The 25428-nt window shown below is 69.4% G+C and carries 21 protein-coding genes; 7 read left to right on the top strand and 14 right to left on the bottom strand.

Going from position 1 to position 25428, the window contains the following annotated elements; all coding sequences use genetic code 11:
* Window positions 1–36: 36 nt before the first annotated feature.
* On the bottom strand, window positions 37–2919 hold the full coding sequence (locus ACLJRL_RS05905) for a S8 family serine peptidase (RefSeq protein WP_410655179.1): 2883 nt from the start codon (window positions 2917–2919) through the stop codon (window positions 37–39).
* A gap of 237 nt (window positions 2920–3156) precedes the next feature.
* Window positions 3157–4719 carry a deoxyguanosinetriphosphate triphosphohydrolase family protein gene (locus tag ACLJRL_RS05900; protein ID WP_410654950.1) on the bottom strand — a complete coding sequence of 521 codons (1563 nt, stop codon included), beginning with the start codon at window positions 4717–4719 and terminating at the stop codon, window positions 3157–3159.
* A 43-nt stretch (window positions 4720–4762) separates the two neighbouring features.
* Here ACLJRL_RS05900 and ACLJRL_RS05895 point away from each other — a divergent pair, with 43 nt between their 5' ends.
* The gene (locus tag ACLJRL_RS05895) at window positions 4763–5920 is read left to right on the top strand and encodes a lycopene cyclase family protein (protein ID WP_410654949.1); all 1158 of its coding nucleotides are present in this window, start codon (window positions 4763–4765) and stop codon (window positions 5918–5920) included.
* A 69-nt stretch (window positions 5921–5989) separates the two neighbouring features.
* Complete coding sequence (locus tag ACLJRL_RS05890) at window positions 5990–7678, top strand: EAL domain-containing protein (protein WP_410654948.1); 1689 nt, start codon at window positions 5990–5992, stop codon at window positions 7676–7678.
* A 76-nt stretch (window positions 7679–7754) separates the two neighbouring features.
* On the opposite strand, the gene ACLJRL_RS05885 is transcribed toward ACLJRL_RS05890, so the two are convergent.
* From ACLJRL_RS05885 to ACLJRL_RS05875, 3 genes are read right to left on the bottom strand one after another with little or no spacing between them, the layout of a single operon-like run.
* A complete protein-coding gene (locus ACLJRL_RS05885; RefSeq protein WP_410654947.1) occupies window positions 7755–8915 on the bottom strand; it encodes a sulfotransferase family protein in 1161 nt (386 codons plus the stop codon).
* Between the two features lie 10 nt (window positions 8916–8925).
* Entirely contained in the window at window positions 8926–9705 is a 780-nt protein-coding gene (locus tag ACLJRL_RS05880; protein ID WP_410654946.1) for an SDR family oxidoreductase, read from the bottom strand.
* 1 nt (window position 9706) lies between these two features.
* The gene (locus ACLJRL_RS05875; protein WP_410654945.1) at window positions 9707–10876 is read right to left on the bottom strand and encodes a hypothetical protein; all 1170 of its coding nucleotides are present in this window, start codon (window positions 10874–10876) and stop codon (window positions 9707–9709) included.
* 93 nt (window positions 10877–10969) lie between these two features.
* Here ACLJRL_RS05875 and ACLJRL_RS05870 point away from each other — a divergent pair, with 93 nt between their 5' ends.
* Complete coding sequence (locus ACLJRL_RS05870; RefSeq protein WP_410655178.1) at window positions 10970–11842, top strand: helix-turn-helix domain-containing protein; 873 nt, start codon at window positions 10970–10972, stop codon at window positions 11840–11842.
* Between the two features lie 4 nt (window positions 11843–11846).
* On the opposite strand, the gene ACLJRL_RS05865 is transcribed toward ACLJRL_RS05870, so the two are convergent.
* Window positions 11847–12323 carry a nuclear transport factor 2 family protein gene (locus tag ACLJRL_RS05865; protein WP_410654944.1) on the bottom strand — a complete coding sequence of 159 codons (477 nt, stop codon included), beginning with the start codon at window positions 12321–12323 and terminating at the stop codon, window positions 11847–11849.
* Window positions 12324–12400: 77 nt separating this feature from the next.
* Between ACLJRL_RS05865 and cysD the strand changes: the two genes are divergently transcribed.
* Both cysD and cysC read left to right on the top strand, forming a co-directional pair.
* On the top strand, window positions 12401–13309 hold the full coding sequence (gene cysD / locus ACLJRL_RS05860) for a sulfate adenylyltransferase subunit CysD (protein ID WP_410654943.1): 909 nt from the start codon (window positions 12401–12403) through the stop codon (window positions 13307–13309).
* On the top strand, window positions 13309–15135 hold the full coding sequence (gene cysC, locus ACLJRL_RS05855; protein WP_410654942.1) for an adenylyl-sulfate kinase: 1827 nt from the start codon (window positions 13309–13311) through the stop codon (window positions 15133–15135). Before cysD ends, cysC begins: the two co-directional genes overlap by 1 nt.
* A gap of 178 nt (window positions 15136–15313) precedes the next feature.
* On the opposite strand, the gene ACLJRL_RS05850 is transcribed toward cysC, so the two are convergent.
* The 4 genes from ACLJRL_RS05850 to ACLJRL_RS05835 are packed head-to-tail and all read right to left on the bottom strand — an operon-like array spanning window position 15314 to window position 18862.
* Window positions 15314–16351, bottom strand: a complete 1038-nt coding sequence (locus ACLJRL_RS05850; protein ID WP_410654941.1) for a serine hydrolase — start codon at window positions 16349–16351, stop codon at window positions 15314–15316.
* 52 nt (window positions 16352–16403) lie between these two features.
* Window positions 16404–17057: a response regulator gene (locus tag ACLJRL_RS05845; protein ID WP_410654940.1), complete on the bottom strand. Its 654-nt coding sequence runs from the start codon at window positions 17055–17057 to the stop codon at window positions 16404–16406.
* The gene (locus ACLJRL_RS05840; protein WP_410654939.1) at window positions 17054–18283 is read right to left on the bottom strand and encodes a sensor histidine kinase; all 1230 of its coding nucleotides are present in this window, start codon (window positions 18281–18283) and stop codon (window positions 17054–17056) included. The genes ACLJRL_RS05845 and ACLJRL_RS05840 overlap by 4 nt, the downstream gene beginning before the upstream one ends.
* 9 nt (window positions 18284–18292) lie before the next feature.
* Window positions 18293–18862 (bottom strand): TetR/AcrR family transcriptional regulator, encoded by a 570-nt coding sequence (locus tag ACLJRL_RS05835; RefSeq protein ID WP_410654938.1) that lies wholly within the window; start codon window positions 18860–18862, stop codon window positions 18293–18295.
* A gap of 89 nt (window positions 18863–18951) precedes the next feature.
* Between ACLJRL_RS05835 and ACLJRL_RS05830 the strand changes: the two genes are divergently transcribed.
* Both ACLJRL_RS05830 and ACLJRL_RS05825 read left to right on the top strand, forming a co-directional pair.
* The gene (locus ACLJRL_RS05830; protein ID WP_410654937.1) at window positions 18952–20172 is read left to right on the top strand and encodes an MFS transporter; all 1221 of its coding nucleotides are present in this window, start codon (window positions 18952–18954) and stop codon (window positions 20170–20172) included.
* 12 nt (window positions 20173–20184) lie between these two features.
* The gene (locus ACLJRL_RS05825) at window positions 20185–22152 is read left to right on the top strand and encodes an ABC1 kinase family protein (RefSeq protein ID WP_410654936.1); all 1968 of its coding nucleotides are present in this window, start codon (window positions 20185–20187) and stop codon (window positions 22150–22152) included.
* Between the two features lie 247 nt (window positions 22153–22399).
* Here the strand turns inward: ACLJRL_RS05825 and ACLJRL_RS05820 are convergent, their stop codons facing one another.
* From ACLJRL_RS05820 to sufC, 4 genes are read right to left on the bottom strand one after another with little or no spacing between them, the layout of a single operon-like run.
* On the bottom strand, window positions 22400–22807 hold the full coding sequence (locus ACLJRL_RS05820) for a metal-sulfur cluster assembly factor (RefSeq protein ID WP_410654935.1): 408 nt from the start codon (window positions 22805–22807) through the stop codon (window positions 22400–22402).
* Window positions 22804–23253, bottom strand: a complete 450-nt coding sequence (sufU, locus tag ACLJRL_RS05815; protein WP_410654934.1) for a Fe-S cluster assembly sulfur transfer protein SufU — start codon at window positions 23251–23253, stop codon at window positions 22804–22806. Before sufU ends, ACLJRL_RS05820 begins: the two co-directional genes overlap by 4 nt.
* Entirely contained in the window at window positions 23250–24557 is a 1308-nt protein-coding gene (locus tag ACLJRL_RS05810; RefSeq protein WP_410654933.1) for a cysteine desulfurase, read from the bottom strand. Before ACLJRL_RS05810 ends, sufU begins: the two co-directional genes overlap by 4 nt.
* A gap of 54 nt (window positions 24558–24611) precedes the next feature.
* Complete coding sequence (gene sufC / locus ACLJRL_RS05805; RefSeq protein WP_410654932.1) at window positions 24612–25382, bottom strand: Fe-S cluster assembly ATPase SufC; 771 nt, start codon at window positions 25380–25382, stop codon at window positions 24612–24614.
* Between the last annotated feature and the right edge of the window lie 46 nt (window positions 25383–25428).

Genomic DNA, 25428 nt, shown 5'->3' with positions numbered 1-25428 from the left:
GGTAGTGAAGGAGGCCTTCACGGAAACAGTGCCCGGCTAGACCGGCTTCACCGGGCCCTTGCCGACGGACTTGCCGACGGACGCGGGCCGCTCAGCCACGGCAGGCTGGGCGAAACCGTTGATGTGCAAGGAAACCGAGCGGATCGACCCGGTGTCGCCACCGGCGACGTCCACCGCGGAGAACGTCCAGGTGCCGTCGGCGGCCGCGCCGGTGATCAGGCCACCGAACGCCTGCGCCGGCCGATAGGTACCGGTGAACGGGGCATTCGCCGCGGACACCGAACTGAACGCGGCGGCCGCGCCGTCGGCGAAGACCACCTGGCACAGGTTGTTGCCCGAGCCGCCGCTGCGCTGCAGCACGGTCGCCTTGGCGCCCGAGGGCGAGGTCAGCGTGCCGACCAGGTCACCGACGTACGAGTGGTTGATGCCCACGGTCGCCGAGGTCTGGTCGGTGGTGCACGTGGCCCCGTCCACCGAGAACGTCAGCTTCGACGCGCGCCCGACACCGCTGACCGTGATCGGCACGCTCACGCCGGTCGGGTCGCTGTCCGGGATGGCCACCGCGTCACCGGCGTAGGCGAAGTTCTGCGTCACCGGCGACGGAGTGCCGACCGGCAGGGAGAACGACGTCGTGGTCGGCGAGAACGAACCCGCGAAGGTCACGCGGGCGTTCAGCACCACCGGCACACCCAGTTCCTGCGTGGCGGGCACGGTGATGGTGAAGTCGTTGACACCGGTCTGCCCGGGGCTGATCGTGCCGTACGACTTCGACCGCGGCGCCACCGTGACACCCGGGGTCGGGCTGGTGAGCACCACACTGGTCGACGACGCGGTGCCGTCACCCCTGTTGGTCACCGGCAGGGTCACCTTCGCGGTGTCGCCCGGGTCGAGCGCCGAACCGCCGTCGGCCGGGGTGACCGTCGGCTGGCCCGCGGTGGCCAGCGGCTGCGGGCTGGCACCGGTGTAGGCGAGCACCTTGTCGGCGAGGATGACGCCGGCGCCGCTGGAGTTGTCGCGGCCCGGGGTCAGGATGTCGACGGCGGTGGTGATCAGCGCCTCGCGCACCTCGGCCGGGGGCAGCCCCGGGTTACCCGAGAGCACCAGGCCCGCGATCGCGGCGGCGTGCGGCGCGGCGGCCGACGTGCCGTAGAACGTGGTGAAGCCGGTGACGCTGGTGGACACGCCGTCGGCCGCGGTGATGTCCGGCTTGGCGCGGACCTCACCACCGGTCCCCGAGACGTTTCCGGGGGTGATCGGCGTGCCGTCGGCCTGGTAGAACACGCGCCTCGGACCGTCCGAAGTGAACCGTTCGACCTTGGTCGACGCGCTGAACGCACCCGGGAACGGGCCGGCCGGGTTGGCCGGGTCGCCCGGTTCGAGGGCCCGCGGGAACGCCTTGGCCGCCGGAGCCGCCGCGACGCTGAACGCGTCCCGCGCGGCCGAGTGCCCGACGGTCACTCCGGGACTGGTGTAGGCCTTGAGCCCGTCGGCCGAGTCGGTGAAGCGGCCGCGCAGCGCGGACAGCGACAGGTAGCGGCCCTCGCCGGAGAACTTGACGATCGCCAGCCGGAGACCGGCGCCGCCCGTGGTGTCCACCCGCTCGTAGGCGTCCTGGGTCCCGGTCTGGTTGTCCTGGCTGAAGTCGACGACGTTGCCCGCCGCGTTCAGCAGGTACAGGTCGTAGTCGTTGTTCGAAGCGCCCAGCGGGTCCGACCAGAACAGCGTGACCGGCACGGCGCCGGACGCGCTCGAGATCGGCTCGAAGATCTGGTTGCCCGCGGCGCCGGCGAAGTTGTGCGCCGTGCCGGCGAACTTGCCGACACTCTTGCCCGAGTCGACGAAGTCGCCTTCCCAGTGGCCCGAGGTGCCGTCGGCGACGTTGCCCTCGTTACCGGCCGAGGAGAAGTACAGCGCGCCGTTGGCGGTCACGTCGTTCACGGCCTGGGCGATGATCCAGTCCTGGAACGGCGATTCCTTGAAATACAGGACGTCGTCGACGATGACGTCGCAGTGCGCGTCGAACCGCAGTTTGCGGATGTTGTCGGCGAAGCTGGCGTCGGAGTTGAACGCGCTGGCGAAACCGAGCGACGCGTTCGGCGCGAGATCGTGGATGATCTCGAGCATCGCGGTGCCCTCGTCGCCGTCACCCTCCTGGCCGGGGATGACGTCGACGCCGGCGGGCAGTTCGCCGCGGGCCTGCGACGTCGCGAGCGAGTCGATGCCGTCGGACAGCGCGCAGATCTTGGTGCCCACGCCGGTGACGCCGAACTGCTGGCGCGCGGTGTCGGCGTTGTGGGCGCGGTCGCCCTCGCTGTTGATCGGCCCGGCGGCGATACCGACCTGGCCCTGGGCCTCGACGGCCTTCTTCAGTTCGGCCGCGATACGGGCGGCCTTCTCTTCCTTGCTCTCCCGTTTGACCTGCTTGCCCGCACCGGCGGGCTCGGCGAGCTCGCGGGCGGTGAACGCCTCGTTGGCGGCTTCGACCTTCTTGACGTCCTCACGGCCGGCGATGGCCGGGACCGCGTTCAGCGGAACCTCGGCGCGGACGCTGCCGTAGTGCTCGGAGACCGCGCGAATTCCCGCACCGGATTCACGCAGGCTCTTCAGGAGTGCGTCCGAGACCTTGCCCCGGATGTCCACGAGTACGGTGCCGGCCGCGGAAACATTCGCCCCAGACCCCAGTGCGGGAACCGCGGAGGCCGACATACGCTGTGCGCGGAGTTTCTGTTCGACGAGCAGTCGGCTGTCCACTTTGGACTCACCGGCGCTCTGGCTCTTCTTGATCGACTGCAGGGCCTCGATCTGCCGGACGGTGTTCTCCGAGAACGCGTCCGGGGACTGCCCGGTTTCCGCCGCCGCGATGGGCGGACTGACCAGGCCGAGCGCGGTGACGAGCACCGCGGTGCCCGCGGTCAGGATCGTTCTTCTTCTCCTACTAGAACGGGTTGGACGCACGTGCGCCTCCGATTCCTAGGCGCGTGCCCCGACTCACGCTGACCGACACCGGCGATCACCGGCAGGATCAAGCTAAGTACTGCCCGTGCACAGTCCACAGCGGCCGTTCGAGTGACGTCGGATGGGTAATTTCCGTTTCTGGTCCTAGGTTGTAGGCCGTTCAGCGTAATCGTGCGATCACAGGGTGCTCGAAGACCGGCCTTAAAGGACGAATGAGTCCGACCACGGTTGCGACGATCGTCCGGACAGTCCGTCCAAGAGGGTCACCGCCTGCTTGTCCGTCAGCGACGCCACGAAGTCGACGACGGCGCGGCCGCGAGCCAGCCCGCGCACGGCGTCCGCCCCGCTGACCGGTTCCCCGGTAGCCCCGATGAGCAGTTCCGGCGACGTCCGCGCGAGTACGGAGAACTCCCCCTGCGCCAGTTCGACCAGATCGTGCAGCCGCCGCGGGAGCCGGTAGAACTCGTCGCGGTCGAGCAGCCAGGCGTCGAGCGCGTCGACGAGCGTCGTCACCAGGCTTGCCTGGCCGCGCTGGTGCAGCGCCAGTTCCGGGCGCAACAGGACGAATCGCCGGTGCACGAACTTGAGCACCTGCACCTCGTGCCACTGCGCGGGCCGCAGCGTGAGGTGCCCTGTCCGGGTCGAGGGCGAGGGCACCACCTGCACGCCGTCGACCAGCCGCGCGGTCCACTTCGCGGAGAACGCGGCCGTGGCCTGTTCGGCCTCGATCGAGCCGTCGAAGCCGGTGGCCAGCAGACCGTCGACGAGTTCGGCGCGGACACGGGCGATCGCGCTGGTGAAAGCGTCGTCGTCGACGATCCAGCCGTCCTTGACGTGCATCCGGCGGCGCAGGCGTTCCAGCGAACGCCCCGGGAGCCGCCGTTCGGCGGTCAGCGTCGCGTCGTCCAGCCCGGCCAGTTCGACGGCGTGGTTGATCCAGCCGGCGAACTCCGCCGCGACCGGCGCGTGCTGCAGAACGCCGATCCGGTGGAAGTCCTGGAGGTCGTGGATGGCGTAGGCGATGTCGTCCGCGGTGTCCATCACGGACGCTTCGACGGTCTGCTGCCAGGGTTCGATCCGCCCGTCGAAGGGCGCCCGCGCCTGGGCGAAGTCGTCGAGTTCGGTGCTGTAGGCGGAGAACTTGCTCGCGCCGGTGCCGGGCGCGTCGCCGGGCTCGGCCGCGCCACGCGGCTGGACCTTCATCGACGTCGGATGCGGATCGGGCACGTGGAGCCGGGCCCACGGGTACTTCAGCACCGCGGCGCGCACCGCCGTGGTGAGGTCGAGCCCGGACGCGGACGGCCCGCGCACGTCGGTGGTGGTGATGATCCGGAACGACTGCGCGTTGCCCTCGAACCCGTCGGCGAGGCCGAACCGATGCCGGGCGATGCGGTCCAGGGTCTGCTCCCCCAGGTGCCCGAACGGCGGGTGCCCGAGGTCGTGCGCGAGCGCGGCCGCCTCGGCGACGTCCGGGTCGCAGCCGCCCAGTTTCGCGGCGAGTTCGGCGGAGTCGCTGGAGGAGTTGATCCGCTCGGCGATCGCGCGGGCGACCTGCGCGACCTTGAGGCTGTGCGTGAGCCGGTTGTGCAGCAGCCCGGCTCCCCCGGCGCTGACCACCTGGGTCACCCCGCCGAGCCGCGCGAAGAACGGCGACGCCGCGATCCGGTCCCGGTCGATCCGGAACGGGCTCGTGGCGAGGTCGGTGAACCCGGCCGCCGCGCTCTCCGGATCGCGCCGCCATGCCCTCGGGTCCGTCTGTTCCATGCGTCACACCGTATCCGTCGCGGCGGCATGGTGAGATGCCCAGGTGGCGGACGTGGTGATCGCGGGTGGCGGCCCGGCGGGGCGCGCGCTGGCCCGTGCCTGCGCCCGCCGCGGCCTCGCGACGGTCCTGATCGATCCGGCGCCGGCCAGGCGCTGGCAGGCGACCTACGGTCTGTGGGCCGACGAACTGCCGTCGCTACCCGCGAGCGCCGTCGCCTGCGCACCCTCGACGACGCTCGCCTTCGGAACCGGGCCGCACGCCCTGGACCGGCAGTACCTCGTGGCGGACAACGACGGTCTGCGCGAGTGGCTGAGCGGCGGCTACGACGTCGTCGCCGGGACGGTGTCCGAGGTCGTCCCCGGGCGTCTGGGCTCGTCGGTGCGGCTCGCGGACGGGCGCGCGTTCGCGGCCGGAGTGGTCTTCGACGTCTCCGGCGACCGCCGGATCCTCTCGGGCGGGACGCCGAAGGGCAGCCGGTACGAGCAGACGGCGTTCGGTGCCGTCCTGCCCGCCGAAGACGCGCTGCGGCTGGTGGACTGCCCGGACGCGGCGGTGTTCATGGACTGGCGTGGCACGGAATCCGGGTTCCTGTACCTGCTGCCGCTCGGCGACGGCACCGTCCTGGTCGAGGAGACCTCGCTGGCCAGGAAGCCCGGACTGCCGCTGGAACTGCTGGCGGCCCGGCTGCGGGCACGGCTGGCCGCCGCCGGGCTGGATTCCCGCGGCCGCGAGGAACGCGTGCGGATCGTGCTCGACGTAGGAGTACCCCGCCGTGGTCCGGTCGTGCCGTTCGGCGTCGCGGCCGGGCTGGTGCATCCCGCGACCGGGTACAGCGTCGCGACGTCGGTGCGGCTGGCGGATCCGGTCGCCGCCGCCGTCGCGGGGGCGTGGGACCGGGGGCCCGCCGAGATCGCGACGGCGGCTCGCCGGGCACTGTGGCCGTCCTCCGCCCGCACGGTGCACGAGCTGCGGAGACACGGGCTGCGCGCGCTGTGCGGGATGCCGCCCGAACTGGTCCCGGTGTTCTTCGACCTGTTCTTCTCGCTGCCCATCGGGCTCCAGCGCGCTTTCACCTCCGGTCGCGAAGATGTTTCAGGTACCACCGAAGCGATGACGGCACTTTTCCGGAGGGCGCCTTGGCCGGTCAGGCGTCACCTGATCGGGTGGCCCGGCCGTCGTGGATTGCTCCGTTCCGGGTAACCCTGGTGCCTTCCCGATGAACATCAGCTGACACGTGTTTCGTTTCCCCCCTTCACCCGCGAACATTCGATGGTGACGTTGCAGATCGCTGTCCGCTTCGCCTACCAGCCGCTATACAGCCTGCACACCGGTGGCGTCGTCGCGTTCGAGGCGCTGGCGCGGCCGGGGCGCGGCACCGCCCACGAACTGCTCGCCGATGCCCGGCGCAACGGCAGGCTCGCCGAGGTCGACATCGGCCTCGCCGCCGAAGCCGTCCGCCAGCAAGCCGAGCCGCATGCCGCGCTCCCCCTGCACCTGAACCTGTCCGCACGGACCCTGGCAGCGCCTCCCACCCGGTTCGAACCGCTGGCCGAGGCGCTGAGCCTGTGCGGGCGCCGGACCAGGGACGTCGTGCTGGAGATCGGGCCGCCGTTCTCCCAGGTCCCCGCCGACAAGGTGCTCATGGGCATGCGGCGGCTCACCGAACTCGGCTTCCGGCTCGCGCTCGACGGCCTCGGCCGCGGCGACCTCCCGCTCACGCTGCTCGCGTCCGCACCCATCGACCTGGTGAAACTGGACCGCACCGTGCTGCGCGGCCTGCCGCACGACCCGGCCGCCGTCGCGGTGGTCGAGGCGCTGCTGCACTTCACCTCGCGCACCGGCAACCGGCTGGTCGCCACCGGGCTCGAAACCACCGAGCAACTGGAGTCCGCGCGGAGGCTCGGGGTGCGGATCGCGCAGGGCAACCTGCTCGCCCCGCCCGACGGCGACCACGCTCCCCTGCCCGCCGCCGAGGGGCCCGGCCCGGTGCTCCCAGGGACCGCGCGGGCCCGTCGCGTCGGCGACTTCCTGCGTCCCGCGACCACGCTGCCCGAGGCGGCCACGTGCGACGACGTCCGCGAGGTCCTCGCCGCGGCCGACGCGCCGAGCGGCATCGTCGGGATCGACGACCGGCACCGTCCACAGTGGTCGATCGACCGGACGCGGTTCCTGGTCGCGGTGACCGGGTTGTACGGCCATGCCCTGCACGCCAAGCGTCCCGCGTCCCGGCTCGCCGACCGGCCGCACACGATCCACGCCGACGCCAGCGCGCTCGAATTCCTGGAACTGGTCACCGACGCGGACTGGAGCCGGACCGGCGACGACGTCGTGGTGGTCGACGACCGTGGCCGCTGCGTCGGTGTCGTGCTGGTGAACGAGGTCGTCCGCGGGGTGGCGGAGGCGAAGGTCGAGGAGGCCGTCTCGCTGAGCCCGCTGACCCGGCTTCCCGGCAGTGACGCCGTCGCCAGGGACGTCGACCGCCGGATCAACGCGCGGGAACCGTTCGTCGCGGCCTGGCTGGACGTCGACTCGTTCAAGACGATCAACGACACCGCCGGGTTCGCCGCGGGCGACGACCTGATCCGCACCCTCGGCCGCACGCTCACCGACCTGGAATCCCGGCTGCGCCGGATGCGCGTCAGCCACGTCGGCGGCGACGACTTCCTGATCGCCTGCGACGTCGACGAAATCGGTACCGTCGCGACCGCGCTGCTGGACACGCCCTGGTCGGCCGACGAGCTGCCGGTGACGGTGTCGCTCGCGACGCTGGTATGCGGCAGCGGCGCGATCCGGTCCTACAAGGACGCTTCCCGGCTGCTGGCACCGTTGAAGAAGCGCGCCAAGGAGGTGCCCGGGTCGAGCTGGGTGCTCGGACGGCCGGGTTCGGAACGCGTCGAGGTACTGCGGGGGATCACGACGCGTGGCCTCCCCGCCCAGCGCGCCGCCGCGAGCTTCTAACGCCTTCCGCGATTCGTCCTCTAGTTGCGGTAGTTGCACGTGCAACTACCGCAACTAGAGGACGAATTGCGGGGTCTCAGAGGTCGTGGGCGGCGCGGTAGGCGGAGAAGCGTTCGTCGACCTCGCCCGAGGACAGGCCGAAGTCCGCGAGGTCGTAGCGGTGCACGGGTTTCCTTTGCCCGGAACTACTTTCGGCGTGGACGGCGGTCATCGCGTCCCGCGCCTCACCGCTCAGAGGTAGTTCGAAGTGCCGGTAGACACCCTCGACCGTCCCGATCGGATCGGCGACGAAATCCTCATACCGGACGTCGCAGAACTGCGCCGGATCGTGCCGTTTCCTTGCTTCGAGTGACCTTTCCGCTCCGCGCGCCCACAGATCGAGCTGACCGCGGCCGATCACGTCGCCGCGAAAGACGTCGGACCAGCCCTCGGACGCCTGTTCGTTCAGGCTGCACACCGAAGCGATGATCGTGCTCGGCGCGCGATGGGTCTGCACGATCAACGCGTCCGGGTAGACCTCCAGCAGCGCGTCGAGCGCGAACAGGTGACTCGGATTCTTGAGCACCCAGCGGCGCCCGGCGTCGGGCAGGCCGATCAGCTGAAGGTTGCGCCGGTGCCTGCGGTAGGCGTCGGCCCAGTCCTGGCCGTCCAGCCAGCGGGAGTACGACGGCACGTGCGCGAGGCATTCGTAGGACACCGACTTCAGGGACTGCCGCAGAAGCTGCCAGCATTCCTCGACCTGATCGGCCGACATGTGGTGCAGGCCCATGAACTCGGGATGCTCGACGTGGTGCTTCTCGTAGCCCGCCTGGATCCCTTGGAACACCGGGTTCTCCGCCCAGGTCTCGCGCGGCGGCCGCGGCTGCGGCACCTCGGTCAGCCAGACCTCCAGGCCCTGGTGCGCGGGATCTTCGGTGAGCAGCCGGTGCAGCGCCGTGGTCCCGGTCCTCGGCAGCCCGGTGACGAAGATGGGCCGTTCGACGGAAACCTCGGCATGGGCGGGATTCTGCTTCCACGACGCTTCGCTCAACGACCTCGCGATCAGCGCCCCGCGCAGGAACGCGCGCTGGACTTTGTTGCCATACGGCGTCAAACCCGCCTCACCGGCGTACGACTCCAGCAGCACTCGCAGGCCTTCGAGATGGTCGTCCCCGCCGAAGTCGTCCAGCCCGGTGAGTTTCGCCGCGGAAGCGTGCAGATCCTCGACGGTGCCGACGTTTTCCCGCCCTGGCAGCATGGTCTCCCCTTCAGTGGTGGTATTCGCCGGCGTTGACGTCGAGACATTGGCCGGTGACGCACCGGGCCAGCGCCGAGGCCAGGAACACGATGGTGTCGGCGATCTCGTCCGGTTCCGGCAGACGGCGCAGGTCGATCGTCTCCGCCGTCTCGGCGTACACCTGCTCCGGCGGCACGCCGCGTTCCTTGGCCAGATAAGCGAAGTACCACTTCAGCGAGTCCGCCCAGATGTAACCGGGCGCCACGGAATTGACCCGGATCCCGCGCGGCCCCAGTTCCGAGGCGAGACTTTGCGCGAGCGCGAGAAGGCTCGACTTCGCCATCTTGTACGCGCCGAACGTGCGCCGGGAATGCCGCAGCACGGCCGAATTGATCATCACCACCGAGCCGCCGCTCTCTTCGAGCGAAGGCGTGAACAGTCGCGTCAGCCGGAGCGCGGCGAGCACGTTGGTCTCGAAGCCCGCCCGGACGGCGTCCAGGTCGACGTCCGCGAGGTCCATGATCGGCGGGATCGCGAAAGCGTTGTTCACCAAGGTGTCCACCCGGCCGAACGCCTCCAGCGCGGCCTCGGCGAGGTTCGCGGCCGAGGCGTCGTCAGTGATGTCGGTGGGCACGGTGACGGCGCGGCGGCCGAGCGCGTCGACCTCCTTGGCGACCTCGGCGAGCCGGGATTCGGTGCGGGCCGCGAGAACGACATCGGCGCCCGCCGCGGCACAGCGCACGGCGATGGACCGGCCGAGCCCCGGCCCGACGCCGGAGACCACGACCACCTTGTCCTTCAAGAGATCCATGTCAGCCCAGCATCCTCGCCGCGACGGCGCTCTGACGCGCCGAGATCCGGCTCGTCCATTCCTCCTGGGTCACCCTGGCTTCGTCGTGGAACGGCAGCCTGTCGGCGAGTTCGTCGAACTTCACGACCTCGACTTCGGGGCCGTCGGCCTTGTCCAGCTCCCGGGAAAGCCGTTGCCAGCGGATCTGGACGTAGCCGCGATCGTGGCCGGTGCGTTCGAGCCAGTTGGCCACGCCGGGGTCGCGTTCGCTGATCACGAACCGGATCTTGCCGTCCGGGTCGACCCGCGCCTGGTCGGCGGTGAGGCTGGTCTGGTGGTTGATGTAGTCCAGCGAGAGGTACCAGATGCTGCCCAGCTGGATGCCTTGGTACGGCGCGTCCGAGCGGGGCACGGTGACGATCATGACCTCCTCGTCACCGAGTTCGTAGTGCCCGGCCGACGAGTACTGCGTGGTCAGGCCACCGGGCGTCGGACGCGGTTCCGTCATCGTGTTGACCGGCAGGTTCAGATAGAACCACTTCGGGAAGGCGAGGAAGGTCTTCAGCCTGCTCAGCAGGATCTTGCCGGTGACGCCGTACCGCTTGGCCAGCACGTCGCGGGTGAGCGGCGCGGGAGAGCCACCGGCGGTGTCCGCGCACTGGATCTGGATCGTGCCGCGGCGTTCGGTGGCCCAATCGCTGTGGACCTCGCGGACCACCAGCATCGACGAACCGGGGCCGAGGATGAAGTAGTTCGGACCGGGGTCGGGTTTCGCCGGGCCGAAGCGGAGTTCGAACGAGCCGTCGTCCTCGATCCGGATCTCGCGATCGTCGAAGGCGGCGAGGCTGTCCGGGACCTCGACCGGCGAATAGTCGCCGTTGAGGATCTGGAAGCTGACGTCGGCCGTGGTGCCCCGCGTCCCGGTGACGACGTACTCGCGGTCTTCACGGATGTTCGCGTTGAAGTACAGCGTGTCCGGGTTGTCCAGGCCCATTTTCGTGTACGGGCCGGTGGACTGGGTGAAGTACGGATAGTCCCGTTCGTAGGCCCACGCCATCTGAAGGGACGCCCGGATACTGCCGGCGAGGTAGTCGTACCCCTCGACCAGATCCTGCTCGGTCCGGATATGCGGCGCTTCGGCGATGACCTTCTCGGCTTCGACGATCGCGTCGGCGAACGGTTGAGTGAGCACCGGCGACTCCTCATACTGGTACAAATACGTACCGACTTGGTACGTTCCTCGCGAGATCAGACTAGAACGCGTTCTAAGGATGGGTCAATGACCGTGACTCGGCGCTCTCCGCCGACCGAACGGGTCGTGCGGCTGCTCGACTTCTTCGCCGCCCGTCCGGGGAAACGCTTCGGCCTCTCGGAACTCGCCCGCGAACTGGACCTGGCCAAGCCGACCTGCCTGGGCATCGTGACCGAACTGGCCGCGGGCGGATACCTGGTCCGGGACCCGCGCACGGTCACCTACCGGCTCGGCCCGGCGATGATCGCCGCCGGCCACGTCGCCGGGGAGGGTTTCGGCGCGAGCGAAGTCGCGCGGCGGCATCTGGAGGACCTGAGCGGGCGGTACGCCGCCACCTGCACCGCGTCCGCGGTGGTCGGCGACCGGATCCTGATGCTGCAGAGCGCGGGCCCGGGCCGGGTCAAACTCGGCGAGACCTACCCGTTCGCGCCGCCCGTCGGGCTGATGTACGTGCTGTGGGACACCGACGCGGCCTTCGACGCGTGGCTGGCCAAGCCTCCGACAGTTCCGGTGCGGCTGGACGAAACCCACCTGCGCCGCGTCGTCGCGGAATGCCGCGAGCACGGCTACCTCGTGGAAAGCCTGACCTCGGCCGGGCGACGGCTCTATGCGCTGATGGCGGGCGTCGACGCGGACGACCTGCCGGCCGACGTCCGGGGGCTGGTCGGCGAACTCGTCTCGAGCCTCGGCGAGCGCGTGTACCTCGGCGCCGACCTGGAACCGCGCCACAAGCACGCGGTGAGCCTGCTCGCGGCGCCGACGTTCGACGCCGCCGGACGGCAGGAACTGGTGCTCACGCTGTCGGTCGGCGAACCGATCACCGGTGCCGAGATCGCCCGGCGAGGCGCCGCCCTGGTCGCCGCCGCCGACGCCGTCACCACCGAATCCGGCGGCCGCCGCAAGTAGTCCTCTACTTGCGGGCTTCGGCCCACCGGTTCGCGGTGAGCTTGAAGCTCGGCTGATCGTCCAGCGAGACCATCGACTCGTACAGCCGGTCGTACTGGGTCGAGGCGAGCAGCCACGCGCCGTCCACGCGCCGGTAGGTGTCATCGTAGAACGCGGCGCCCTCGATCATCACGCGGTGCTCGGGCACGATCACCTTGTCGTGCATCAGCCAGGTGCCCTGCGCGCTGTCGCCGTCGATCTCGATCTCGGGATGACCGGCGACGTGGACCGTGGTCACCCCCGGCCCGACGGCGTTCCGGAAGAAGCCCAGGATCGCTTCACGGCCTTCGAAGTTCAGGGGTTCGCCATAGGACGGCGTGCCGTAGCGCGCCCGCGCGTCCACGGTCAGGGTCCCGGCCATCTCGTCCCACAGCTTCAGGTCGAGGCACCGGAGGTAGCGGTATTTGACGCGTCGGATCTCTTCGAGTGCGACCAAGTCCATGCCGACAGCGTCCTCCACCTCTTGACCAAGCACAAGAACTTGTTCTACTTTCTTGATCTCGAACCACGGAGGTCACGATGGCGTCCCCGGCCTACGAGCTCACCCACCTCGAAGCACTCGAAGCCGAAGCCGTGCATATTTTCCGGGAGGTCGCGGCGACCTTCGAACGACCGGTGCTGCTGTTCTCCGGCGGCAAGGACTCGATGGTGATGCTGCACGTGGCGGCCAAGGCGTTCTGGCCGGCGCCGCCGCCGTTCCCGGTGATGCACGTCGACACCGGCCACAACTTCGACGAGGTACTCGAGTTCCGGGACCGCACCGTCGAGACCTACGGCCTGCGCCTCGTCGTCACCAGCGTCCAGGACGACATCGACGCCGGCCGCGTCGTCGAGGATCCGAAGGCCGGACGGAATCGCCTCCAGACCGCGGCACTGCTGCGTGCGATCCGGGAGAACGCTTTCGACGCCGTCTTCGGTGGCGCGCGGCGCGACGAGGAGAAGGCCCGCGCGAAGGAACGGGTGTTCAGCTTCCGTGACGAGTTCGGTCAGTGGGATCCGCGCAATCAGCGGCCGGAACTGTGGGACCTCTACAACGGCAGGCATCGCAAGGGCGAGCACATCCGCGTCTTCCCGCTGTCGAACTGGACCGAACTCGACATCTGGCAGTACATCGAGGCCGAGGACGTCGACCTGCCGTCGATCTACTATTCGCACCGCCGCCCGGTGGTCCAACGGGACGGGATGCTGCTCGCGCATACCCGGTTCCTCACCCTGGACGAGAGCGAAACCCCTTACGAGGCAACGGTTCGTTTCCGCACGGTCGGCGACGCGACCTGCACCGGCTGTGTCGAGTCGACGGCGTCCTCACCGTCGGAAGTCGTCGCCGAGGTGGCCGCCACCCGGGTGACCGAACGCGGCGCCACCCGCGCCGACGACCGGATCTCCGAGGCGGGTATGGAAGACCGGAAGAAGGAAGGCTACTTCTGATGGGTGCCTCATTGGTCCGGCTCGCCACCGCGGGCAGTGTGGACGACGGGAAGTCGACGCTGATCGGCCGTCTGTTGTTCGATTCGAAGACGGTGTTCACCGACCAGCTCGAAGCGATCGAACGCACCAGCCGGGACCGCGGCGAGGCGTACCCGAACCTCGCGCTGCTGACCGACGGCCTTCGCGCGGAACGGGAACAGGGCATCACCATCGACGTCGCGCACCGCTATTTCGCGACGCCCCAACGGAAGTTCATCATCGCCGACACCCCGGGACACGTGCAGTACACCCGGAACATGGTCACCGGAGCGTCCACGGCGGACCTCGCGCTGGTCCTGATCGACGCCCGCAAAGGCGTTCTCGAACAGTCTCGGCGGCACGCGTTCCTGGCGAGCCTGCTGGGCATTCCGCATCTGGTGTTGTGCGTCAACAAGATGGACCTCGTCGACTGGTCGCAGGAGCGCTTCGAAGAGATCCGTGAGGACTTCCGCCGCTTCGCCATGAAACTCCAGGTGCACGACCTGACGTTCGTGCCGATGTCGGCGCTGCACGGGGACAATGTCGTGCACCGGAGCGCCAGCATGCCCTGGTACGAGGGAACTTCCCTGCTGCATCACCTCGAACAGGTGCACGTGGCCTCGGATCGCAACCTCATCGACGCGCGATTCCCGGTGCAGTACGTGATCCGGGAGCACAGCCGCGATTTCCGCGGCTATGCGGGGACCATCGCGGGTGGGGTGTTCAAGCCCGGCGACGAGGTCACCGTGCTGCCGTCGGGATTCACCACCACGGTGCGGGCGATCTGGGGACCGGGCGGCACCACGATCACCGAAGCCTTCGCCTCGCAGGCCGTCACGATCGAGCTCGCCGACGACCTCGATCTCGGCCGTGGCGACCTGATCTGCCGCCCCGGGAACCGCCCGCACACCAGCCGGGACGTCGACGCGATGGTGTGCTGGTTCTCCGAGCAAAGCGCGCTCTCCCCCGGCGCGAGCTACGTCGTGCGGCACACCACCCGCGAGACCAAGGCCGAGATCCGCGAACTCGACTACCGCCTCGACGTCACCACACTGCACCGCGACGAGACCGCGAAGTCGTTGTCCCTCAACGAGATCGGCCGGATACGGCTGCGCTCACGGCAGCCGCTGCTGTTCGATCCCTATCGCCGCAACCGATCCACCGGCGGCTTCCTGCTCGTGGACGAGCATTCCGGCGCGACGGTCGCGGCGGGCATGATCACCGGGCCGAGCGTGACGGCGGCGAACGTCGTCTGGCATACCGCCGCCGTCACCAGGACGGAACGCGCGACGCGCGGGCTCACCGTCTGGCTCACCGGGCTTTCCGCGTCCGGCAAGTCGAGTGTCGCCGTCGAACTGGAACGCAGGCTGGTCGCCGCCGGCAGGCCCGCGTACCTGCTGGACGGCGACAACCTCCGACACGGGCTGAACGGGAATCTCGGGTTCAGCCCGGCCGACCGCGCCGAGAACGTACGCCGCGTCGCGGAGGTCGCGAAGCTGTTCGCCGACGCCGGTGTGGTGTCGGTGGTCTCGCTGATCAGCCCGTACCAGGCGGATCGCGAACTCGCCCGCGCCGCGCACGAGGCGGCCGGGCTGCCGTTCCTCGAGGTCTTCGTCGACACCCCCCTTGAAGTCTGCGAAGACCGCGACCCCAAGGGGATGTACGCGAAGGCCAGGGCGGGCGAGATCAGCGGCTTCACCGGTGTCGACGCCCCCTACGAACGTCCCGAATCCCCGGATCTGGTGCTGCGCCCCGAAAACGGGGACCCGGCCGCGATGGCCGCGCTGATCATCGCCGCCCTGGACTAGCTACTCGGCCAATTCGTGGCCAGGAGAAAGATCTCCGGTGTCGCGTGATCTCAGGGAGAACACGCGTGACTGGATGGCGATCACGCGTGATTGGAGGCGGAACACACGGCGGAATCCGGCCGCGGTGAGTTCTCCGTTCAATCACGCGAGATCGCCGTTCAATCACGCGTGTCCTCGATCAGCCGCCGTTGGAGGCGCGGTACGGAGCGGTCGAGTAGGTGCGAGCGGTGGTCGCGGTCAGCTTCTCGACCGCGCGGAACATCGACTTCCCGAGCTTCGCGCGCGCCTTCAGCGCAGGGTGCGTCGCGGCGTAGTCGTCCTTGTTGACCGCCGGGTCGCCCGCGAACTCGCCGGAGGCGAACAGCGAATAGGTCAGGATCGGCTTGCCGTCCGCGCTGAACATCACCCCGGCCTCGTTGCGGCCGTCGTTGAACCAGCCCGCCTTGGTGGCGACCCGCAGCCGCTCGGCCGAGGTCAGGTCGAGCCGCACCCCGTCGGTGAACGCGCTCAGCGAGCGCAGGATGTTCAGCAGGTACGCGGTCGACTTCGCCGAAAGCAGCGTGCCGCCGACCAGTTTCTGCAGCAGCGTGTGCGTCTCGGCCGGGGTCGTCGTGCCGAGGAAGAACCGGTTCGGGTTCGCCACCGGGACGACCTGGGTGTGCACGAATCCCTTGCCGCGCAGGATCTCGTTGAGTTCGGCGGCCGGGCAGACCAGCCCGCACAGGCGAACCGCGGTGTTGTCGGACAGCGTGAGCAGCGCGGCCATGGCGTGCCCGAGGGTCACCGAACTCGGGTATGCGCCGTCGAGCCCGAAGATACCGTCGGTGTCTTGGATGACGATGCCGGAGGTGACGTCGACCCGCTGGTCCAAAGTGAGCAGTCCGCGGTCGATCTTGTCGAGCACCGCGGTGGCGACCGCGATCTTGTTGACGCTGTAGGCCTCGACCACCGTGTCGGCCCGCACCGAGACCGCGGGCACCAGAGTCCCGGCGGAGTCGGCGACGCTGATGTAGGACGACCAGGTGCCGCCCGCCTTCACGGTTTCCCGTTCGTAGACACGGGAAATCCGGCGAGCGGCGGCGGAGGCATCGGCGGCGGCCGTGTCCACGTCGTCGGCCCCGGCGGCCTGAGCGATCTGCGCCGTTCCGAGCACCGCACCCGCGGCCGCGACCGTGCCCAGGCCGAGCAGGCGCCGGCGATTGACGTTCGTATCCACCCAGGAACTCCCTCACATCAGGGGCGTGTATGTGAAAATCAACCTACCGCGTTCAGCCGGCCGGTGTGACGAATCCGGTGTCGTACGCCTTGATCACAGCTTGTGTCCGGTCCCTCGCGCCGAGTTTCGAGAGGACATTGCCGACGTGCGTCTTCACCGTCTGCACCCCGAGATACAGCTCGCCCGCGATCTCCACATTGGACAGCCCGCCCGCCATCAGCCGCAGCACCTCGCGTTCGCGTTCGGTGAGCCCTGCCTCGGCGAGCCCTTCCTGCGGCCCGCGTTTGGCCTGCTGTGCGGCCAACCGCCGGATCGCGGCCGGGAACAGCAGCGACTCCCCCGACGCCACGGTCCGGATCGCCGCGACGATCTCCTCGGGCCGGGCTCGTTTCAGCAGGAAGCCGCTCGCGCCGGCGAGCAGCGCGTCGTAGACGTAGTCGTCGTTTTCGAAGGTGGTCACCACGATCACCTTCGGCGGGGTGTCCATAGTGGACATCAGATGCGCGGTCGCCCTGATTCCGTCGACCGACGGCATCCGGACGTCCATCAGCACGACGTCCGGCCGGAACCTCGAGACCAGGCCGGGCACCTCGGCCCCGTCGGCCGCCTCCCCCACCACTTCCAGATCCGGCTCGGAGGCGACGATCGCCCGCAACCCGGCCCGGATCAGCTGTTCGTCGTCGACCAGCAAGACACCGACACTCATCGCCGTTTCCCCCATGGCACCGCAACCTCGACTTCCCACTGTTCGCCCGCGCGGCCCGCGGTGATCGTGCCGCCGAGCACGTCCACCCGTTCCGCCATCCCCCGCAGCCCCCGGCCACCGCCGTCACGCGACGGCTCGGCGGCACCGAGCGGGTTCGACACCCGCAGCCGCAGCAGTTCCGGCCCGGCGTCGACGAGCACCGTCACCGGCACCTTACCGGCGTGCCGCAGCGCGTTGGTCAGACATTCCTGCAAGATCCGGTAGGCCTCGCGAGAGACGACCGGCGGCACTCCCGAGGGCTCGCCCCGCACCTCGGCCTCTACCTCGGCGCCCGCCAGCCGTGTCGCCGTGACCAGCGAAGACAGCTCCGCCAGTCCGGACTGCGGCGTCCTGGCCGAAGCCTCCTCGCGCAGGAGGCCGAGCACGTGATCGAGGTCTTCGAGCGCGGCGCGGGCGGACTCCTCGATCGCGGTGAGCGCCTGCTCGGTGAAGTCCGGATCGGTCCGGAGCGTCCGGCGGGCGGCCCCGGCCTGGATCGTCACGACACTCAGCGCGTGCCCGACCGAATCGTGCAGTTCCCGCGCCAGCCGGTTGCGTTCGGCGAGCTGTTCGGTGCGTTTCTCCAGCTGGGCGATCCGCTCAGCGGCCGACATCCCCAGCAGGCTGCGGGCGACGCGGGTGAGCAAGGCACCGGCCAGCCAGACGCCGTATGCCAGCGCGACGAGGCCGAGCAGGAGCGCCGCCGGGATCCACGCGCTCGCCCAGCCCTTCGGCACCAGGATCGGATCCTCTGTGGACAGCACGATACGGCCGGAAAACGGTGCCGCGACCGCGAACCCGAAGGCCACCGGGACGACCAGGCTCACCAGGCTGACGACACAACCGGATCCCACGTGCAGCAGGAACATCGCGCTCGACCGCAGCCGGACCGGCCAGCTTCCCGCGGGCCCGAAGGTCACTCCGGGCACCGGGTCGTCCAGCAGCTCCCGCACGGCCGCGCCTTCCAGCACGCGGACGGCGGGGATGAACGACGACGCGATCATCACCAGGACGACGGTGATCATCGCGATGACCACGCCGCGCCCCACCGTCACGACGAGGGGCAGCAGCGAGGGCACCACGATGGCGGCGAAGAGCAGGTACGGCACGCTCAGGGCGCCGCCGAGGATGAAGTACACCCACCGCCGGTAAGTCGCCCGGTCGAGTAGCGGGCCGAAAAGTCGCATGTGCTCTTTCTAGCGGGTGACGGCCCGGCGCGGATCCCTCAGCAGTATCTCCGCGATCTCCCTCGCCAGCGTGACACGGTGCGCGTCGCCGTCGATGCCGGTATGCGCCACCGCGCCTTCCAGCAGTAGGAAGAGCTGCTCCGCGAGCCGCTCCGGTTCGCCTGCTTGGGGCACGTCCTCGCGGAGGAGTTCGGTGAACTTGGCCCGCACCGCCGCCTTGTGCCGCCGGATCACGTCGAGCCCGGGATGCCCCGCGGGCAGCTCGGCGGCCGCGTTGAGGAACGCGCAGCCCCGGTCGCTCCCGAGACGGGGGTGATCGATGTAGGCGTCGAAGACCACGAGGGCCCGCGGCGCACCGGCCTCGGCCAGCTGCTGTTCCAGGTACGCCCACCAGACGTCGTGGCGGCGCCGCAGGTACGCGATCGTGAGCTCCGTCTTCGACCCGAAGCACGCGTAGAGGGTCTTTTTCGTGACGCCGGCGGCCTCGGCCACGGCCGCGACGCCCACCGCGTTCAGGCCGTTCCGGTAGAACAGCTCGCTCGCCGCGCTCAGGACTCGCTCGCCGGCCGGTGTCAGCATGCCTCGACTATACCGATCGGTTGACCTGAGCGCCGAATGCAGGAACACTCCCTGGGTATACCGATCGGTATACCTCTGGAGGAGCACTGATGGTTTCTTCGCACAAACGAGAGCTGACGCTCACCGCGGCGGGGCTGGCCCTGATCGCGGTCTCCTACGGGCTCGCGCGGTACGCGTACGGCCTCTTCGCGCCGACGCTGCGGGCGGAGTTCGACCTCGACGGCGGCACGCTCGGCGCCATCGCCGCGGGCAGTTACGTCGCCTACTGCCTCGCCGTCGCGGCCTCGACCGCCATCACGGCCCGCTGGGGCGCGCGGGCCGGAGCGCTCGCCGCCGGGACGACCGCGACCACGGGGACCGCGCTGATCGCGGCCGCCCCCTCGGCGGCCCTGCTCACGCTCGGCGTGGTCCTGGCCGGAGCCAGCACCGGCCTGGCCTCCCCCTCGCTCGCGGACGCGGTCTCGCGCACCGTCCGGGTGACCCGCCGCGACCGCGCCCAGACCGTGGTGAACGCCGGAACCGGGCTCGGGGTGCTGGTGTCGGGTCCGGTCGCGCTCCTCGCCGTCGGCGACTGGCGGCTGGCCTGGTGGGCCTTCGCCGCGACATCGGCGCTGGTGACCCTGTGGATCGCCCGCGTCGTCGCGCCGGGCGGACAGGCGAAGCCCGGCGACGGGCTGCCGGTGCCGCTGTTCCCGCCCGCGACCGGACGGCTGCTGCCCGCCGCCGCGATGCTGGGCCTCGCCAGCGCGGCGATCTGGACGTTCGGCCGCGACATCGCCGTCGGCATCGGCGGGCTCGGTGAGACCGAGTCGACGGTGGTGTGGATCGTCCTCGGCGCTTCCGGCTTGATCGGCGCGTTCACCGCCGAACTGACGTCGCGGGCGGGACTGCGCCGAACCTGGTCGGCCGGGATGGTCCTGTTCGCGGTCGCGACCGCCCTGTTCGCGCTCGCCACCCGTTCGCTACCGGCGCTGATCGTCGCGGCCGCCCTGTTCGGCGCTGTCTACATCGGACTGACCAGCGTGCTGATCCTCTGGGGTACCAGGGCCTATCCGGCGTCGCCCGCGTTCGGGGTCGGCGTGGCTTTCCTGATGCTGGCGCTCGGACAGGCCGCCGGAGCGCCGCTCATCGGGTTCCTCGGCGACGTCGCCGATCTCCGCGTCGGGTTCCTCGCCGCGGCGGTGATGGCGCTCCTCGGTGTCCTGTTCGCTCCGCCGGAACAGACCACGACCTACAACTTCGGGATCCGCTCCCTCTCAAGGGTGAGCTCCGTCCCGCCGCAGCGGGAATCCCGGGCGGGCTGCGCGTGATGTCCTCATCGCATGAACCTGCTGCTCGGCCTGCTCACCCTGCCCGTCTACGCGCTGATGCTGTGGCCACTCGTGGTCGCCGCCCGCCGCGTGCTGGGTGTGCGGATCGGCGTGGTCCGCGCGTTCTGCGCCGCCGGCTTCGGCTGGCTCGTCGCGGGCGGCATCCTCAGCGCCTTCCCGAAGCCGATGTTCGCCGGCGGAGGCGCTGTCGCCGGTCTGATCATTCCCGTGGCGGGCGGCGCTTTCCTGGCGACGCTGATGTTCTTGTTCGTCGCGGAATTCATCCTCCCGGCGGGTTCCGGGCTCGGGCTGATCGGCCGGATCCGGTCCTTGCGCCGCCGCGCCGCCCGCACCCGCCGGTACTCGCAGATCACCCGGATCGCGATCAAACACGGCCTCGGCCGCTACCTCACCGGCCGCCGTGAACCCGGGCTCGCCACCGTGCGGCACGCCAAACTGGCCCGCTCACTCCGGCGCGCGCTGGAAGAGGGCGGCGTGACGTTCGTGAAGCTCGGCCAGCTGCTCTCGACACGTTCCGACCTGCTCCCGCCGGTGTTCATCGACGAACTGAGCAAACTCCAGGACCAGGTCGCCTTCGCCGACGCCGACGAGGTCGCGACGGTGCTGCGAGAGGAACTGGGCGGCAACCCCGACGAGATCTTCGCGGAATTCGACCCGGAACCGATCGCGGCCGCGTCGATCGCGCAGGTCTACCGGGCGAAACTGCGCGACGGCCAGGACGTCGTGGTCAAGGTGCAGCGGCCGGGGGTGCAGTCACTCGTCGACCAGGACCTCGACATCGTCCGCCGGGTGGCGGCCGCACTGGACCTGCGCGCGGACTGGGCCCGCTCGCTCGGCGTCGTCGACCTCGCCGACGGGTTCGCCGACGCCTTGGTCGAGGAACTCGATTTCCGCACGGAGGCAAGGAACATCGAAGCGGTCAGCGCCGCCTACCCGCATACCGAGGTCGCCCTGCCGACCGTCCACAAAGCACTGTCCACCGAACGCGTGCTGGTGATGCGGCGCCTGGACGGCAAACCGCTCGCCAGTGCGCGTGAACAGGTCCCCGCGGCGGAGCGCGCCAAGCTCGCGCGGTCGATGCTGCGGTGCGTGCTCGGCCAGGTGATGGGCAGCGGCGTCTTCCACGCCGACCCGCATCCCGGCAACGTCCTGCTGCTGACCGACGGCAGGCTGGGCCTGCTCGACTTCGGCTCCGTCGGACGGCTCGACTCGGGACTGCGCGGCGGGCTGCAGAACCTGATCCTCGCCCTCGACCGCGGCGACCCGGCCGCACTGCGCGACGGCCTGCTAGAGATCGTCGACCGGCCGGACGAGATCGAGGAGCAGCGGCTCGAACGGGCACTGGGATCGTTGGTGGCCAAGCACTTCAACCACGGGCAGGCCCCTGATCTGGACATGTTCACCGACCTGTTCCGGGTGATCGCCGACTTCCGGCTCAGCGTGCCCCCGCCGATCGCCGCGGTGTTCCGCGCACTGGCCACTTTGGAGGGAACGCTGGGCGCGCTGGCACCGGGCTTCAACATCGTCGTCGAATCCCGCGCCTACGCCGCCGAGCAGGTCGGCGCCGGCCTACGGCCCGAATCGTTGCGCTCCACCGCGACCAACGAACTGATGGCGCTCCTGCCGGTGCTGCGCCGCCTCCCCCGCCGCATCGACCGGATCGGCAACGCGCTGGAGCAGGGCAGGCTTTCGGTCAACGTCCGGCTGTTCTCCGACGAACGCGACCGCGACGTCGTCACCGGCCTCGTGCACGAACTGCTGCTGGCCTTCGTCGGCGCGGCGACCGGGCTGATGGCCGTGCTGCTGCTGGGCGGCGCGACCGGCCCGGAGGTCCTTCCGGGGGTCACGCTGCACCAGATGTTCGGCTACAACCTGCTGGTGGTCAGCGCACTGGTGGGCTTGCGGCTGCTCTTCGTCGTTTTCCGGCGAACCGGGCAACGCTCCCGATCGAGCCGCTGACGACCAGCCCGACCGCACTCCGAGGTGCGGTATAGGTCGTTATACACAAGCAGAAGTGGCCGATGTGACGGCTGAGGCGAGGCCCAAGTACGTGAAGGACTCCTTCCCTACCTTGAGGGTAGGCAAGGACCCCTTCACGTACTTCCACGAAGCGACCCACGCCGCAACCCGGAGCCCCAAGCGCGTGAAGGCCCCCTTCCCTCGGCTGAGCCGAGGGAAGGGGGCCTTCACGGACAAAGAGAGAGGGTCAGACGGTGAAGCCCAGGGCTCGCAGCTGTTCGCGGCCGTCGTCGGTGATCTTCTCCGGGCCCCACGGCGGCATCCAGACCCAGTTGATCCGGAAGTCCTTGACCAGTCCCGTTCCCCCGCCGACGAGCGCGGCACCGACCTGGTCCTCGATGACGTCGGTCAGCGGGCAGGCCGCGGACGTCAGGGTCATGTCGATGGTGGCGGTGTTGTCCGGCTCGACGCGGATGTCGTAGACCAGGCCGAGGTCGACGACGTTGATGCCGAGTTCGGGGTCGACGACGTCCCGCATCGCCTCTTCGAGGTCCTCGACCTTCGCCAGGTCGGCCGTATCGGGCGCCGCGGCGGTCTCGGCGTCGAGGTCGGCGGCCGTGCGCCCCTCGCGGGTTTCGGTCTGCTGTTCGGTCATGCCGTCTCAACTCCGTTGGTCGTGCGGGCGACGGCGTCCTTGAACGCCATCCATCCGAGCAGGGCGCATTTCACTCGCGCCGGGTATTTGGCCACGCCGGCGAAGGCGATGCCGTCTTCCAGCACGTCCTCGTCCGGCTCGATCTGGCCCCTGCCCTGCATCAGCTCGACGAAGGCGTCCATGGTGGTGAACGCCTCCTCCACGGTGTGCCCGACGACGAGATCCGTCAAGACCGACGTCGAGGCCTGGCTGATCGAGCAGCCCTGTCCCTCGTACGAAATGTCGGCGACCTTCCCGTCGTCGACCTTCACCCGCAACGTCACCTCGTCACCACAGGTCGGGTTGACCTGGAACGACTCGGCGTCGAACGGCTCGCGCAGACCGCGGCCGTGCGGGTTCTTGTAGTGGTCCAGGATGATCTCCTGGTACATGCTCTCGAGATTCACTGCGCAGCACTCCCCTGGGCCACCCCGAAGAACTTCTGCGCCTCACGCACACCCTGCACCAGTGCGTCCACTTCGGACAGTGTGTTGTAGAGGTAGAACGACGCGCGCACGGTCGCCGGGACCGCGCAGGCGCGGTGCAGCGGCCACGCGCAGTGGTGCCCGACGCGGACGGCGATGCCGAGACTGTCCAGCACCTGTCCCGAATCGTGCGGGTGCACGCCGTCGATGACGAACGACACCAGCCCACCGCGGTCGGTCATGTCGGTGGGGCCGATGATCCGCACGCCCGGGATCTCGCCGAGCCCGGCCAGCGCCGCCTCGGTGAGAAGGTGTTCGTGCGCCGCGACGCGGTCCATGCCGATCGCCGACAGGTAGTCGACGGCGGCGGCGAGGGCGATGGCCTCCGAGGTCATCGGGGTGCCGGCCTCGAACCGCTGCGGCGGCGGGGCGAACGTCGTGGCCTCCATGCGGACCATCTCGATCATCGAGCCGCCGGTCAGGAAGGGCGGCATGACCTCGAGCAGCTCGCGACGTCCATAAAGGACACCGATGCCGTACGGGCCGACCATCTTGTGCCCGGCGAACGCGGCGAAGTCGACACCCAGGTCGTGGAAGTCCACGGTGAAGTGAGGCACCGACTGGCAGGCGTCCAGCACGGTCAGCGCGCCGACCTCGCGGGCCTTCTCCACCAGGATCTTCACCGGGTTGATCGTGCCGAGCACGTTGGACTGGTGCGTGAACGCGAGCACCTTGGTCCGCTCGGTGATCAGTTCGTCCACATCGGACAGGTCGAGCCGTCCGTCCGGCGTGACCGAGAACCACTTCAGCGTGGCGCCGGTGCGCTGGCAGAGCTGCTGCCACGGCACCAGGTTCGCGTGGTGTTCCATCTCGGTGATGACGATTTCGTCGCCGGGACCGATCTTGAACCGCTCGGCCTCGGGACCCGCCGTGGCGGCATTGCTCATCGCGTAGGCGACGAGGTTGATGCCCTCGGTGGCGTTCTTGGTGAACACCAGCTCCTGCGGGGTGGCGCCGACGAACTCCGCGATCCGCGCGCGGGCGGACTCGTAGGCGTCGGTCGCCTCCTCGGCGAGCTGGTGCGCGCCGCGGTGTACCGCGGCGTTCGAGGTCTCCAGGAACCGGCGCTCGGCGTCGAGCACCTGCACCGGTTTCTGCGACGTCGCACCGGAATCCAGATACACCAAGGGTTTTCCGTCCCGAACGGTACGGGACAGGATGGGGAAGTCGGCCCTGATGGCCGCTACGTCCAGCGGTACAGCAGAGTTAGCCGTGGTGGTGGTCATCGGGCCAACTCCTCTCGGTGTAGTCGTGTGCTTCCAGGATCAGGCGGAGCGCGATCAGACCGCGGCGGTCTCGGTGGAACCGGTGTACTTGACGTACCCGTTCTCCTCCAGCTCGTCGGCCAGTTCGCGGCCGCCGGACTCGACGATCTTGCCGCCGGCGAAGACGTGCACGAAGTCGGGCGTGATGTGGCGCAGGATCCGCGTGTAGTGCGTGATCAGCATGACGCCGGCGTCGTTGTTCGCCTTGAACTCGTTGACACCGTCGGAGACGACGCGCAGCGCGTCGACGTCGAGGCCCGAGTCGGTCTCGTCGAGGATGGCGATCTTCGGCTTGAGCAGCGCCAGCTGCAGGATCTCGTGACGCTTCTTCTCGCCGCCGGAGAAGCCTTCGTTGACCGAGCGCTCGGCGAACTCGGACGAGATGTCGAGCTTGCCCATCTCCTCCTTGACCTCCTTGACCCAGTGGCGCAGCTTGGGGGCCTCGCCACGGACCGAGGTGGCCGCGGTGCGGAGGAAGTTCGACATGGACACGCCCGGAACCTCGACCGGGTACTGCATGGCGAGGAACAGGCCCGCGCGGGCACGCTCGTCGACGCTCATCTCGAGCACGTCCTCACCGTCGAGCAGGATCTGCCCGGAGGTGACTTGGTACTTGGGGTGGCCGGCGATGGCGTAGGACAGCGTGGACTTGCCCGAACCGTTGGGGCCCATGATCGCGTGGGTCTCACCCGACTTGATGGTCAGGTTGACGCCCTTGAGGATCTCCTTGGGGCCCTCGTCGGTCGTGACCGAGGCGTGCAGGTCCTTGATTTCCAGGGTTGGCATTTCAGTGATTCCTAAAGTCTCTTGTGGACGGACGCGCGCGATGAGG

This window comes from Amycolatopsis sp. lyj-112 (assembly GCF_046549055.1).
Lineage (GTDB): Bacteria > Actinomycetota > Actinomycetes > Mycobacteriales > Pseudonocardiaceae > Amycolatopsis.
Note: the sequence above shows the minus strand (reverse complement) of the source record. Positions and strands in the feature narration are given on the sequence as shown.